Source organism: Streptomyces sp. CWNU-52B (assembly GCF_047444975.1).
In the GTDB taxonomy this organism is placed as follows: Bacteria; Actinomycetota; Actinomycetes; order Streptomycetales; family Streptomycetaceae; genus Streptomyces.
On the sequence record NZ_JBLFJV010000060.1, the window covers coordinates 14,394 to 25,776 of the forward strand.

An 11,383-nucleotide genomic window follows, 5' to 3' on the forward strand; every position below is an offset into this window, starting at 1 on the left:
CCATGGCAACGCTTGAAATCCACGACCTGCACGTCACCGTCGAGGCCGACAACGCCACGAAGGAGATCCTCAAGGGCGTCGACCTCACCGTGAAGCAGGGCGAGACCCACGCCATCATGGGCCCGAACGGCTCCGGCAAGTCGACGCTCGCCTACTCGCTCGCGGGTCACCCCAAGTACACGATCACCGGCGGCACCGTCACCCTCGACGGCGAGAACGTCCTGGAGATGTCCGTCGACGAGCGCGCCCGCGCGGGCCTCTTCCTGGCCATGCAGTACCCGGTCGAGGTCCCCGGTGTCTCCGTCTCGAACTTCCTGCGGACCTCCGCCACCGCGATCCGCGGCGAGGCCCCCAAGCTCCGCCTGTGGGTGAAGGAGGTCAAGGAGGCCATGCAGCGCCTCAACATGGACCCCGCCTTCGCCGAGCGGAACGTGAACGAGGGCTTCTCCGGCGGTGAGAAGAAGCGCCACGAGATCCTCCAGCTGGAGCTGCTCAAGCCGAAGATCGCGATCCTCGACGAGACCGACTCCGGCCTGGACGTCGACGCCCTGCGCGTCGTCTCCGAGGGCGTCAACCGGGTCCGTGAGAGCGGCGAGGTCGGCACCCTGCTGATCACGCACTACACGCGCATCCTGCGCTACATCAAGCCCGACCACGTGCACGTGTTCGCGAACGGCCGCATCGCCGAGTCCGGCGGCGCGGAGCTGGCCGACCAGCTCGAGGCCGAGGGCTACGACAAGTACGTGAAGGGTGGCGCATCCGCGTGACGCAGCTGTCGGGCCTCCTCGACACCGAGGCGATCCGCAAGGACTTCCCCATCCTGGACCGCCGGGTCCACGACGGGCACAAGCTCGTGTACCTGGACAACGCGGCGACCTCGCAGAAGCCGCGCCAGGTGCTGGACGCCCTGAACGAGTACTACGAGAGCCACAACGCCAACGTCCATCGCGGTGTGCATGTGCTCGCGGAGGAGGCCACGGCGCTGTACGAGGGCGCGCGTGACAAGGTCGCCGCGTTCATCAACGCGCCGAGCCGCGACGAGGTCATCTTCACGAAGAACGCCTCCGAGTCGCTCAACCTCGTGGCCAACATGCTCGGCTGGGCCGACGAGCCCTACCGCGTGGACCACGAGACCGAGATCGTCATCACGGAGATGGAGCACCACTCCAACATCGTGCCGTGGCAGCTGCTCGCGCAGCGCACGGGCGCGAAGCTGAAGTGGTTCGGCCTGACCGACGACGGCCGGCTCGACCTGTCCGACATTGACGAGATCATCACGGAGAAGACGAAGATCGTCTCCTTCGTCCTGGTGTCGAACATCCTGGGCACCGTCAACCCGGTCGAGGCGATAGTGCGCCGCGCCCAGGAGGTCGGTGCGCTGGTCTGCATCGACGCCTCGCAGGCCGCCCCGCACATGCCGCTGGACGTCCAGGCCCTCCAGGCCGACTTCGTGGCCTTCACCGGCCACAAGATGTGCGGCCCGACCGGCATCGGCGTCCTCTGGGGCCGCCAGGAGCTGCTGGAGGACCTGCCGCCGTTCCTCGGGGGCGGCGAGATGATCGAGACGGTGTCGATGCACTCGTCGACGTACGCGCCCGCCCCGCACAAGTTCGAGGCGGGCACCCCGCCGATCGCCCAGGCGGTCGGTCTCGGTGCGGCCATCGACTACCTGAGCGCGATCGGCATGGACAAGATCCTCGCCCACGAGCACGCCCTCACCGAGTACGCGGTGAAGCGGTTCGCCGAGGTCCCCGGCCTGCGGATCATCGGCCCGACGACGGCCGAGGACCGCGGCGCGGCGATCTCGTTCACGCTGGGTGACATCCACCCGCACGACGTGGGCCAGGTCCTCGACGAGCAGGGCATCGCCGTCCGGGTCGGACACCACTGCGCACGGCCGGTCTGCCTGCGGTACGGAATTCCTGCGACCACGCGAGCGTCGTTCTATCTGTACTCCACGCCGACCGAGATCGACGCACTGGTCGACGGCCTGGAGCATGTACGGAACTTCTTCGGCTGAGGGACGTGACCTGGACGTGAAGCTGGATTCGATGTACCAGGAAGTCATCCTGGACCATTACAAGCACCCGCACGGGCGCGGTCTTCGGGATGGCGACGCCGAGGTGCACCACGTCAATCCGACGTGCGGCGACGAGATCACGCTGCGCGTCAAGTACGACGGCACGACGATCAGCGATGTGTCGTACGAGGGCCAGGGCTGCTCCATCAGCCAGGCCTCGGCCTCCGTGCTGAACGACCTGCTCGTGGGCAAGGACCTGACCGAGGCGCAGAAGATCCAGGAGACCTTCCTGGAGCTGATGCAGTCCAAGGGCCGCATCGAGCCGGACGACGCGATGGAGGAGATCCTGGAGGACGCGGTCGCGTTCACCGGGGTCTCCAAGTACCCGGCCCGCGTGAAGTGCGCGCTGCTGAGCTGGATGGCCTGGAAGGACGCGACGGCCCAGGCCCTGGGCGAGGCCGACGCCGAAAGGAAGACGGCATGAGCGAGACCATCGAGATGAAACCGGCCTCCGAGGACGAGGTCCGCGAGGCGCTGTACGACGTCGTCGACCCCGAACTGGGCATCGACGTCGTCAACCTCGGACTGATCTACGGCATCCACATCGACGACGCGAACATCGCGACGATCGACATGACCCTGACGTCGGCGGCGTGCCCGCTCACCGACGTCATCGAGGACCAGGCCAAGTCCGCCACGGACGGCATCGTGAACGAACTCCGCATCAACTGGGTGTGGATGCCGCCGTGGGGCCCGGACAAGATCACGGACGACGGCCGCGATCAGCTGCGGGCGCTGGGCTTCAACGTCTGAGCGAGCGTCGTCCCTGAGTCTTCCGTACGTGTGTGTGCGTGCTGGTACGTGTGCGGCCCCCGGCTTCCGAGCCGGGGGCCGTGTGCGTTGTACGGGGAGTGCCGTGCTGGTCCTGGCGTGTGCGGGCCGTGGGTGTGCGGTTCAGCTCAGCCCGTCGACCAGGCGGAACGCCGAGTCCGCCCGGTAGATGCCGCTGTTCTCGTACGGGTCCAGGCGGAGCCGGAAGTCGCTGTGGCGCAGAAAGCGGCCGCGGTAGTTGACCGACTCCAGCATGACGGCGCCGGAGAACGCCGACGGGCGCGGGCAGAACGTGGCGTCCTGCTCGAAGAGCCTGGAGCCGTCGTGGCGGTCGGCGCGCAGCCGGAACTGGGCGTGGCGCAGATAGCGGCCCTCGCCGAGGGAGAACGAGACGCAGCGGGAGTCGGCGAGGCCGGGGACGAGCGTGAAGGAGGCGTCCTGCCTGGTCCGCGACGAGCTGCGGGAGTCGATCCGGTCGAGCCGCACGGAGCTGTCCCGGCCCGAACCGTCCCATGCCGAGCGCTCGCCGAGGTGCCAGTAGCGGTCGGGGTGGTTGACGGCCTGGACGGACTTCCGCGAGGACGCCTGCTGGTGTCCGGACGCGGGGGGCTTCTGGGCGGAGGCGGACTTCGAGGCCGACGGACGGGGCGCGGGGCCGGGTACGGAGCCGGCCCGGTGGTCCGCGGGTGCGGTGGAGCCGTCGGCGGCCCCGGAGGACTCGGGTGCGGCCAGACCGCTCTTTCCGCTGGGCGCGGTGGCGGCGGACGGGTCCGGCACGAGCGGTTCGTCCGTGGCGGCGGTGTTCTCCGTGCGGTCCTCGGCCGAGGTGTCCTTGCCGTTGTCCAGCACGGTCGCCGTCACGGTGGAGGCGAGGACCGCGAGCAGCAGGGCTCCGGCCAGCCAGAGCCTGCGTGTCCCGGGGATGCGGGGCTCCTCCAGGGTCTCGCCGGTCTCCCACACCTGCGGGAGACGGGCGGACGGGACGGGAGCGGACTCGGTGCTTCTTTCCGGCATGCGCGGTTCCTCCCGGCGTCGCCGAGGGCGGACGCGGATCGGTCAGGTGTCGTGGCACAAGAGGAGGCGGAGGTCGCGGGCCCACGGGACGGCCCTGGCCGGGAGGTCCACGTGCGCGACGAGGGGAACAGTAGTGGAAGCCGGGCGTGTCGAGTAAGCGTTCCTGAGAGCGGCTACTGCCCGAACTGGCCGCAATCATCGGCAAGTTGACTAATCGCCGGCGAAGTTCCGGCACTGTGTACGGTCGTACGCATCGATGTGTACTCTCGTACGCATGGGATACGCGTTGCTCGCCGGAGCCATTGCCGCGGAAGTGGCCGCCACGACCGCGATGAAGTACAGCGACGGCTTCAGCAGGCTGTGGCCCTCCCTGCTGACCGCCCTCGGCTACGTCGTCGCCTTCCTGCTGCTCGCGCAGACGCTCAAGACGGTGTCCGTCGGCACGGCGTACGCGATCTGGGCCGGGGTCGGCACGGCGGCCATCGCGGTGATCGGGATCGTGTTCCTCGGGGAGGGGCTCAGCGTCACCAAGTTCGCCGGGATCGCGCTGATCATCGGCGGGGTCGTCGTGCTGAACCTGGGAGGGGCGCACTGATGGCCCGGCGCTACGACCCCGAGCGGCGGCAGCGGATCATCGACGCGGCGATCCGGGTCGTGGCGGCCAAGGGCATCGCCGGGCTGAGCCATCGCACGGTCGCGGCCGAGGCGGATGTGCCGCTCGGCTCGACGACGTACCACTTCAAGACGCTCGACGAGCTGCTGGTCGCCGCGTTGCGGCAGGCGAACGAGGGTTTCACCAAGACGGTGGCGGCGCGGGTCGCGCTGCGGGACCCCGGCGCGGACCTCGCGGCCGAACTCGCGGCGCTCGGCCGGGAATGGCTCGCCGGGGACCGTACGGGGGTGGAGGTGGAGTACGAGCTCTATCTCGCCGCGCTGCGGCGGCCCGCGTTGCGGCCTGTGGCGGACGAGTGGGGCCGGGACTTCGCCGACCTTCTCGCTCGGCGCACCGATTCGGTGACCGCGCGGGCGTTGGTCGCGCTGATCGACGGTATCTGTCTGCAGGTGTTGTTGACGGGGGCGGCGTATGAGGAGGAGTACGCGCGGGAGGTGTTGGCGCGGGTGATCGGGTGATCCACCGTCGGGTGTGGGGAACCGTCGGGTGTGGGGGGCGGTGGGGTGCGGCGGGTTGTGTGGTGCGGGTCGCCGGTGGCTGGGTGCGCCGTTCCCCGCGCCCCTGAAAGACTGCGCCGTTCCCCGCGCCCCCGGAGTGCCGGGCTGAGCCCCGGCGCCTCAGGGGCGTCTGCCGGGGTGCTGGTTGGCTCGGGTGGGTTGTGGCGCGTTAGGTTTCTGCCATGACCGACACGACTGCTGTACGCACCACCGGCGCTGTCGCCGCCGGGCTCGCCACGATCGCCGCCGACGGCACCGTCCTCGACACCTGGTTCCCGGCGCCCGAGCTGGTCGCCGAGCCCGGTCCCTCCGGCTCCGAGCGGCTGTCCGCCGAACGCGCGGTGGAACTGCTCGGTGAGGGCGCCGTGCAAGCGGTCGGCCCGGACGCCCGCCGGGGTGTCGAGGTGGTCGCGGTCCGCACGGTCATCGCCTCGCTCGACGAGAAGCCCCTCGACGCGCACGACGCGTACCTGCGGCTGCACCTGCTCTCGCACCGGCTGGTGCGGCCGCACGGGCAGAACCTCGACGGCCTCTTCGCCCACCTCGCCAACGTGGCCTGGACCTCGCTCGGCCCGGTGGCCGTGGACGACGTGGAGAAGGTCCGGCTCAACGCCCGCGCCGAGGGCCTCCACCTGGCCGTGACGTCCATCGACAAGTTCCCGCGCCTGACGGACTACGTGGCGCCCAAGGGCGTCCGTATCGCCGACGCCGACCGGGTCCGCCTCGGCGCGCACCTCGCCGAGGGCACCACGGTCATGCACGAGGGCTTCGTGAACTTCAACGCCGGCACGCTCGGCACGTCGATGGTCGAGGGCCGTATCTCGGCCGGTGTCGTGGTCGGCGACGGCTCGGACATCGGTGGCGGCGCCTCCACGATGGGGACGCTCTCGGGCGGCGGCAATGTCCGTATCACCATCGGCGAGCGGTGCCTGATCGGTGCGGAGGCGGGTGTCGGTATCGCGCTGGGCGACGAGTGTGTCGTCGAGGCCGGGCTGTACGTCACCGCCGGTACGCGCGTGACGATGCCCGACGGACAGATCGTCAAGGCCCGTGAGCTCTCCGGCGCCTCGAACATCCTCTTCCGCCGCAACTCCGTCACCGGAAAGGTGGAGGCCCGCCCGAACAACGCGGTGTGGGGCGGGCTGAACGAGATCCTCCACAGCCACAACTGAGCCACAACTGAGCCACAACTGAGGCGGACGCTGATCAGGAGGCGGCCACCAGCCGCTCGTACTCGGCGCGCAGCCCGTCGGCCGCTTCCCGGCCGGCGGGCCGCAGCGGTGGCCGTACCGGACCGGCGGGCAGGCCGAGGGAGTTGAGCAGGGCCTTCGTGGTGACCGTGCCGGGCAGGCCCGACGCCATCATCAACTCGACGAGGGCGTTGGCCTGTTGCTGGCGGCGAGCCGCCCCGGCGGTGTCCCCCGCGTCGAACGCGTCCAGGATGCCGCGGAGCCGGCCGGGCACGACGTTGGCCACCGTGCTGATGAACCCGGCGCCGCCCACCGCGTACAGGGCCAGCGCGTACTCGTCGCAGCCCGCGTAGTACGCGAGATCCGTGCGGGCCAGCACCTTCTGGGTGCCGAGCAGGTCGTACGCGCAGTCCTTCACCGCCACGATCCGTGGGTGCTCGGCGAGCCGCAGCATCGTCTCCGGTTCGATACGGGTACCGGTGCGGCCCGGGATGTCGTACAGCGCGAGAGGCAGGCCTGAGGCGTCCGCGATCGCCCGGAAGTGCGCCTCGACGGCGTCCTGCGGAGGCCTGCTGTAGTACGGCGTGACGACCAACAGGCCGTCCGCGCCCGCCTTTTCCGCCTCGCGTGCCAGCTCGACGGTGTGGCGGGTGTCGGCGGTCCCGACGCCCGCGACGACCGCGGCACGGTCGCCGACGGCCTCGGCGACCGCCCGTACGAGCGCGGTCTTCTCGGCGTCCGTCGTGGTCTGGGACTCCCCGGTGGTGCCGGACAGCACCAGCCCGTCGCAGCCCTCGGCGACCAGCGACTCGGCCAGCCGCCGCGCCCCGTCCAGGTCGAGCAGCCCCTCGTCGGTGAAGGGCGTGACCATGGCGCAGAGGGCACGGCCGAAGGGGCGGTCACGCGCGGGCGCGGGCGCGGATCGGGGCGTGTGCGTGGGCGTGGGCGGGGGTGCGGCTGTGGTCATGGACGTAGTCTCGGCGCGCCGACGTGGAAGCTCCACTTAATTCTTCTACGTCCTATGTGTAAGGAGAGCTACTGGATCGTTCGCCTGTGCTGCTTCAGCGCGCGCCGCTCACACCCCGATCCCGATGCCGCCGCCGACGACGATGTTCTGGCCGGTGACGTAACCGGCCGCGTCCGAGGCGAGGAAGGCGACGGTCTCGGCCACCTCGCGGGCGGTGCCGAACCGACCGAACGGGATACGGGCGGCGGCGGACGAGATGGGCACCCGCCTGCTCGACCGCTCCCCGCGCGGCACCGGCCTCACCGAAGCGGGCGAGGTCTTCCTGCCGCTCGCCCGAACGCTGCTGCGCTCCGCGGCCCAGGCCATGACGCGCACCCGCGCCGCCGCCCATCCCAGCCGGATCACCATCGGCTACACCATGAACCTCATCGTCACGGCGGCCGTGCGGGACGTGCGGCACCGCCACCCGGAGGCGGAGGTGCGCACCTCGCACCTGCCCTGGAACGAACAGCGCCGGGCGCTGCTCGACCACAGCGTGGACGCGGTGGTGACCAGGCTGCCGCTGGAGAGCGCGGGCCTGCACGTGACCGTCCTCTACGACGAGCCCCGGGTCCTGCTGGTCTCCCGCGGTCACCGCCTGGCGGGCCGGGAGTCCGTCACGTTCGACGACATCGCCGACGAGCCCATGCCGCGCGTGCCCGACCCGGGCTGGAACGCCTTCTGGCGCATCGACCCCCGGCCCGACGGCCGCCCCGCGCCCGACGGGCCGCTCGTCGAGGACGTCGAGGACAAGACCGAGCTCGTCGCCGCGGGGCAGGCCGTCGCGATCATTCCGGCCGGCGAACACACCAGGCGGATGCGCCCGGAACTCACCACGGTCCCCCTGGAGGGCGTCGAGCCCGGCCACGTCGTGCTGGCCACCCGCGTCGGCGATCGCAACCCCCTCGTGGCGGCCTTCAGGACCGCGCTCATCCGTGACGCGAGGAGCGGCGGTGCGGGTGAGGGAGGGGCGGCGGACGGAGGGGCGAGGGGCGGGCTCGACCTGAAGCTCGGTTGAGGTCGGAGGGCGGGCGTCGCACGCGGCGAGCAGCGATCACCGGTCCCGTCGTCGTATCGGAAATCCACCGAGAACCCTGTCCGGGTGTCGGATTTCCCGGATATCGACGCCGTGGCTGGCTCTGCTTCGGCGGTGCGGCCGAGAGTGAGCGCGGAAACAGCCGAACCGCGGCGTGTGCCGCCGCAAGGGAGAGTCGTGTGAACATCACAACTGCCGAGAGCGTCCCACAGGGCCGGCGGGCGGCCACGCTCGTCATGGCCTGCGTGGGCGTGTTCGTCGCCTATCTGCCGGTGACCACCGTCTCGGTGAGCCTGCCGGCCATCCAGCGGGCGATGCACGCGTCGACGTCCCAGCTGGCCTGGGTGTCCGACGCGTTCGTCCTGCCGATGGCCGCCCTCATCCTCACCGCCGGGGTCGTCGGTGACGTCCACGGCCGCAAGAAGGTCTTCCAGGCGGGCCTGGCCTTCTGCGCCGCGGGCGCCGCGATAGCCCTGTTCGCCCAGTCGATCGAGGTCCTCTGGGTCGGCCAGGCCTTCGCGGGCATCGGCGCGGCGGCGCTGCTGCCCACGACCCTGGCCCTGATCAGCCATGTCGTCCCCGACCCCCGCGAACGCGGCAAGTTCATCGGACTGTGGGCCACGTCGCTGCTCTCGGCCCTCGCCCTGGGCCCGATCATCGCCGGGCTCATCCTCGAACACTTCGCCTGGCGCTGGATCTTCCTGCTGGCGGTCCCCGCCTCGCTCGTCGCCATGGGCTGCGCGGCCCGGCTGCTGACCGACTCGCGCGCCGCCGGTTCGCGCAGGCTGGACTGGCCCGGCCAGATCACCGCCGCGCTGGCGATCACCGCACTGGTCTACGGGGTCATCGAGGGCGGCGCCGAGTCCTTCTCGGACGTGAAGGTGATGGTGGCCCTGTTCACGGCCGTCGTCAGCGGTGTCGCCTTCGTCCTCGTGGAGCGGCGCAGCGACAGCCCGATGCTGGACCTGAAGCTCTTCCGCAGCGCGGCCTTCAGCGCCACCACCCTGGTCGCCATGATCAGCTTCCTGGGCCTGATCGGGTTCTTCTTCGCCCTCAGCCTCTACCTCGGTACGGTCCAGCAGCTCAGCACCCTGGAGGCGGGTGCCCGGATGGTGACGGTCAGCCTGATGGCCATCCTGGTGGGAGCACCGGTCGGCCGCCTGATGCACCGGGTGTCCGCACGTGTCCTGATCACCGGCGGCCTGCTCGTCAGCGCGGGCGCCCTGCTCTCCCTCACCACGATCGACGCCGACACCTCGTACGGCTCGCTGGTCTGGCGGCTGGCGCTGCTCGGCCTGGGCATGGGCCTGGTCATGACGCCGATGACCGCCACCGCGGTCGCCTCCGTACCGCACCACCTGGCGGGTATGGCGGCGGCCGGGAACAACGCCTTCCGGCAGGTCGGCGGCGCGCTCGGACCCGCCGTCCTGGGAGCCCTGCTCACCAGCCGGGCCACCGGTTCCCTGTCCGGGCACCTCGCCGACGCGGGCCTGACGGGCGCCCAGCGGCAGAGCGTCCTGGCGGCCGTGGACGAGGGCGGACTGGGCGCGGTCGCACGGATGAACCTGGGTCCGGCCCAAGGGCGCGCCCTGGGAGCGCTGTCCGAGGCGTTCCTCGACGGCCTCCACCTGTGTCTGGTCGTGTCCGCGGTCCTGACCCTGCTCGCGGCGGCGGTCTCCGCGGTCCTGCTGCGCAGCCCGCGGCGGACGACGACGCCGGTGACCGGCTCGGGTGGCGGCACCGTCGTCGGTTCCGGTTCCGGTTCCGGTTCCGGTTCCGGCGTGGAGGGGACACCGCGGCAGCGCGGGCCGGTCGAGTCCCAGCCGGAACTCGACCCCCGGTAGCGATGAACCCCCGGCGGTGATCCGGCGTCTTACCGGGCGCCCTCCGTGGGGACGGGATGGGCGCCGGTGAGAGGCCCGGGTGCGGGAACATACTCCTGGACCCGGGCCTCGCGCGGTTCCCGGGACCCACTCCACAGGCGCTCGGGCCGGCACCCGGCAGGCGCTCGCTAGGATGATCTCCCGCAGCCGCAGCCGCAGCCGCAGCCGCAGCCGCAGCCGCAGCCGCAGCCCCGTATCCGCAGTCCAGCCCGGTGGAGTCCCAGGTGCTCGACCCTCGTGAACCGCCCGACCCCCTCGATCTGAAGCTGATGCAGGCGCTCCAGATCGACGGCCGTGCGCCGTTCAGCCGGCTCGCGGAAGTGCTCGGCGTCTCGGACCAGACCGTCGCCCGGCGCTACCGACGGCTGCGGACCACGGTGGGCCTGCGGGTGCTGGGCATGACCGACGAGAGCCGGCTGGGCAGACAGAGCTGGATGGTCCGGCTGCGCTGCACCCCGGACATGGCGGAACAACTGGCGGGCGCGCTGGCCCGGCGCCCCGACACCACGTACATCGAACTGATCTCGGGTGGCACCGAGGTGCTGTGCGCGATGAAACCGCGCTCACGGCAGGAACGGGACGAGCTGCTCTTCGACCGGCTGCCGCGCACCCCGCGCGTCATCTCGGTCAGCGCGCACTGCATCCTGCACTCCTTCTACGGCGGCGCGCTCGGCTGGCTCAACAAACGAGGGGCCCTGGACCCCGACGAGGAGGCCGCCCTGGCCCCGCCGCCCGTCGAGACGTCCACCGCTCCCGTCGCCCTGGACGCGGACGACGAGGCGCTGCTCGCCGTGCTCCGGCGCGACGGCCGGACCCCGCTCACCGAACTCCAGGCCGGCACCGGGCAGACGGAGTCGGCGGTCAAACGGCGGCTCGACCGGCTGCGTTCCTGCGGGGCCCTCTACTTCGACGTACAGCACGACCGCGAGCCCCTGGGGCACACCACCGGAGCCATGCTCTGGCTCACGGTGGCGCCCTCGGCCCTCGCCGACGTCGGGCGCGCTCTCGCGGAACACCCCGAGGTCGGCTTCGCCGCGGCCATCACCGGCCAGGCCAACGTCGCCGCGTCCGTCCTCTGCCGCGACACCAGCGCGTTGTACGCGTACCTGAGCGAGAAGGTCGGGGTACTCGACGGGGTCCGGGCCGTCGAGACCGTCCTCACCCTGCGGCAGGTCAAACAGCTCACCTACGAGCCCGGCCGCTGACCGCGCGGCCGGGACCGGTGCCTCTCCA

At 71.1% G+C, this 11,383-nt stretch carries 13 protein-coding genes; 10 read left to right on the top strand and 3 right to left on the bottom strand.

Translation table 11 applies throughout. The features are described from left to right. Positions 1-2 precede the first annotated feature (2 nt). Genes sufC through ACLVWQ_RS38125 form a run of 4 tightly spaced genes read left to right on the top strand, consistent with a single transcriptional unit; the run spans position 3 to position 2,833 of the window. Positions 3-767, top strand: coding sequence for a Fe-S cluster assembly ATPase SufC (gene sufC / locus ACLVWQ_RS38110; RefSeq protein WP_414113888.1), 765 nt, complete (start codon positions 3-5; stop codon positions 765-767). Continuing rightward, positions 764-2,020: a cysteine desulfurase gene (locus ACLVWQ_RS38115; protein WP_414113889.1), complete on the top strand. Its 1,257-nt coding sequence runs from the start codon at positions 764-766 to the stop codon at positions 2,018-2,020. Before sufC ends, ACLVWQ_RS38115 begins: the two co-directional genes overlap by 4 nt. 16 nt (positions 2,021-2,036) lie before the next feature. Beyond that, a complete protein-coding gene (gene sufU / locus ACLVWQ_RS38120) occupies positions 2,037-2,504 on the top strand; it encodes a Fe-S cluster assembly sulfur transfer protein SufU (protein ID WP_414113890.1) in 468 nt (155 codons plus the stop codon). After that, positions 2,501-2,833: a metal-sulfur cluster assembly factor gene (locus ACLVWQ_RS38125; RefSeq protein ID WP_053741509.1), complete on the top strand. Its 333-nt coding sequence runs from the start codon at positions 2,501-2,503 to the stop codon at positions 2,831-2,833. Before sufU ends, ACLVWQ_RS38125 begins: the two co-directional genes overlap by 4 nt. A gap of 141 nt (positions 2,834-2,974) precedes the next feature. Here ACLVWQ_RS38125 and ACLVWQ_RS38130 read toward each other — a convergent pair whose 3' ends face one another. After that, the gene (locus ACLVWQ_RS38130) at positions 2,975-3,865 is read right to left on the bottom strand and encodes an AbfB domain-containing protein (protein WP_414113891.1); all 891 of its coding nucleotides are present in this window, start codon (positions 3,863-3,865) and stop codon (positions 2,975-2,977) included. 274 nt (positions 3,866-4,139) lie between these two features. Here ACLVWQ_RS38130 and ACLVWQ_RS38135 point away from each other — a divergent pair, with 274 nt between their 5' ends. The 3 genes from ACLVWQ_RS38135 to dapD all read left to right on the top strand — a co-directional run bounded on the left by ACLVWQ_RS38135 (position 4,140) and on the right by dapD (position 6,207). Continuing rightward, positions 4,140-4,460, top strand: coding sequence for a DMT family transporter (locus ACLVWQ_RS38135; protein ID WP_414113892.1), 321 nt, complete (start codon positions 4,140-4,142; stop codon positions 4,458-4,460). Next, positions 4,460-4,996, top strand: a complete 537-nt coding sequence (locus ACLVWQ_RS38140; RefSeq protein ID WP_414113893.1) for a TetR/AcrR family transcriptional regulator — start codon at positions 4,460-4,462, stop codon at positions 4,994-4,996. Before ACLVWQ_RS38135 ends, ACLVWQ_RS38140 begins: the two co-directional genes overlap by 1 nt. A 221-nt stretch (positions 4,997-5,217) precedes the next feature. Next, positions 5,218-6,207 (top strand): 2,3,4,5-tetrahydropyridine-2,6-dicarboxylate N-succinyltransferase, encoded by a 990-nt coding sequence (gene dapD / locus ACLVWQ_RS38145; protein WP_414113894.1) that lies wholly within the window; start codon positions 5,218-5,220, stop codon positions 6,205-6,207. Between the two features lie 34 nt (positions 6,208-6,241). Here dapD and dapA read toward each other — a convergent pair whose 3' ends face one another. Together dapA and ACLVWQ_RS38155 are read right to left on the bottom strand one after the other, a co-directional pair. Further along, positions 6,242-7,192 (bottom strand): 4-hydroxy-tetrahydrodipicolinate synthase, encoded by a 951-nt coding sequence (dapA, locus tag ACLVWQ_RS38150; RefSeq protein ID WP_414113895.1) that lies wholly within the window; start codon positions 7,190-7,192, stop codon positions 6,242-6,244. Between the two features lie 108 nt (positions 7,193-7,300). Then, the gene (locus ACLVWQ_RS38155) at positions 7,301-7,456 is read right to left on the bottom strand and encodes an SDR family oxidoreductase (RefSeq protein WP_414113896.1); all 156 of its coding nucleotides are present in this window, start codon (positions 7,454-7,456) and stop codon (positions 7,301-7,303) included. Between ACLVWQ_RS38155 and ACLVWQ_RS38160 the strand changes: the two genes are divergently transcribed. The 3 genes from ACLVWQ_RS38160 to ACLVWQ_RS38170 all read left to right on the top strand — a co-directional run bounded on the left by ACLVWQ_RS38160 (position 7,449) and on the right by ACLVWQ_RS38170 (position 11,355). Then, on the top strand, positions 7,449-8,249 hold the full coding sequence (locus ACLVWQ_RS38160) for a LysR family substrate-binding domain-containing protein (RefSeq protein ID WP_414113897.1): 801 nt from the start codon (positions 7,449-7,451) through the stop codon (positions 8,247-8,249). The genes ACLVWQ_RS38155 and ACLVWQ_RS38160 overlap by 8 nt on opposite strands. 254 nt (positions 8,250-8,503) lie before the next feature. After that, entirely contained in the window at positions 8,504-10,111 is a 1,608-nt protein-coding gene (locus tag ACLVWQ_RS38165; RefSeq protein ID WP_414114029.1) for a DHA2 family efflux MFS transporter permease subunit, read from the top strand. Between the two features lie 263 nt (positions 10,112-10,374). Continuing rightward, a complete protein-coding gene (locus ACLVWQ_RS38170; protein ID WP_414113898.1) occupies positions 10,375-11,355 on the top strand; it encodes an Lrp/AsnC family transcriptional regulator in 981 nt (326 codons plus the stop codon). Positions 11,356-11,383 lie beyond the last annotated feature (28 nt).

Excerpts from the sequence above, each read along its gene's own strand:
- sufC (WP_414113888.1), top strand. The coding sequence starts at position 3 with ATGGCAACGCTTGAAATCCACGACCTGCACGTCACCGTCGAGGCCGAC.
- ACLVWQ_RS38125 (WP_053741509.1), top strand. The coding sequence starts at position 2,501 with ATGAGCGAGACCATCGAGATGAAACCGGCCTCCGAGGACGAGGTCCGC.
- ACLVWQ_RS38130 (WP_414113891.1), bottom strand. The coding sequence starts at position 3,865 with ATGCCGGAAAGAAGCACCGAGTCCGCTCCCGTCCCGTCCGCCCGTCTC.
- ACLVWQ_RS38135 (WP_414113892.1), top strand. The coding sequence starts at position 4,140 with ATGGGATACGCGTTGCTCGCCGGAGCCATTGCCGCGGAAGTGGCCGCC.
- ACLVWQ_RS38140 (WP_414113893.1), top strand. The coding sequence starts at position 4,460 with ATGGCCCGGCGCTACGACCCCGAGCGGCGGCAGCGGATCATCGACGCG.
- dapD (WP_414113894.1), top strand. The coding sequence starts at position 5,218 with ATGACCGACACGACTGCTGTACGCACCACCGGCGCTGTCGCCGCCGGG.
- dapA (WP_414113895.1), bottom strand. The coding sequence starts at position 7,192 with ATGACCACAGCCGCACCCCCGCCCACGCCCACGCACACGCCCCGATCC.
- ACLVWQ_RS38160 (WP_414113897.1), top strand. The coding sequence starts at position 7,449 with ATGGGCACCCGCCTGCTCGACCGCTCCCCGCGCGGCACCGGCCTCACC.
- ACLVWQ_RS38165 (WP_414114029.1), top strand. The coding sequence starts at position 8,504 with ATGGCCTGCGTGGGCGTGTTCGTCGCCTATCTGCCGGTGACCACCGTC.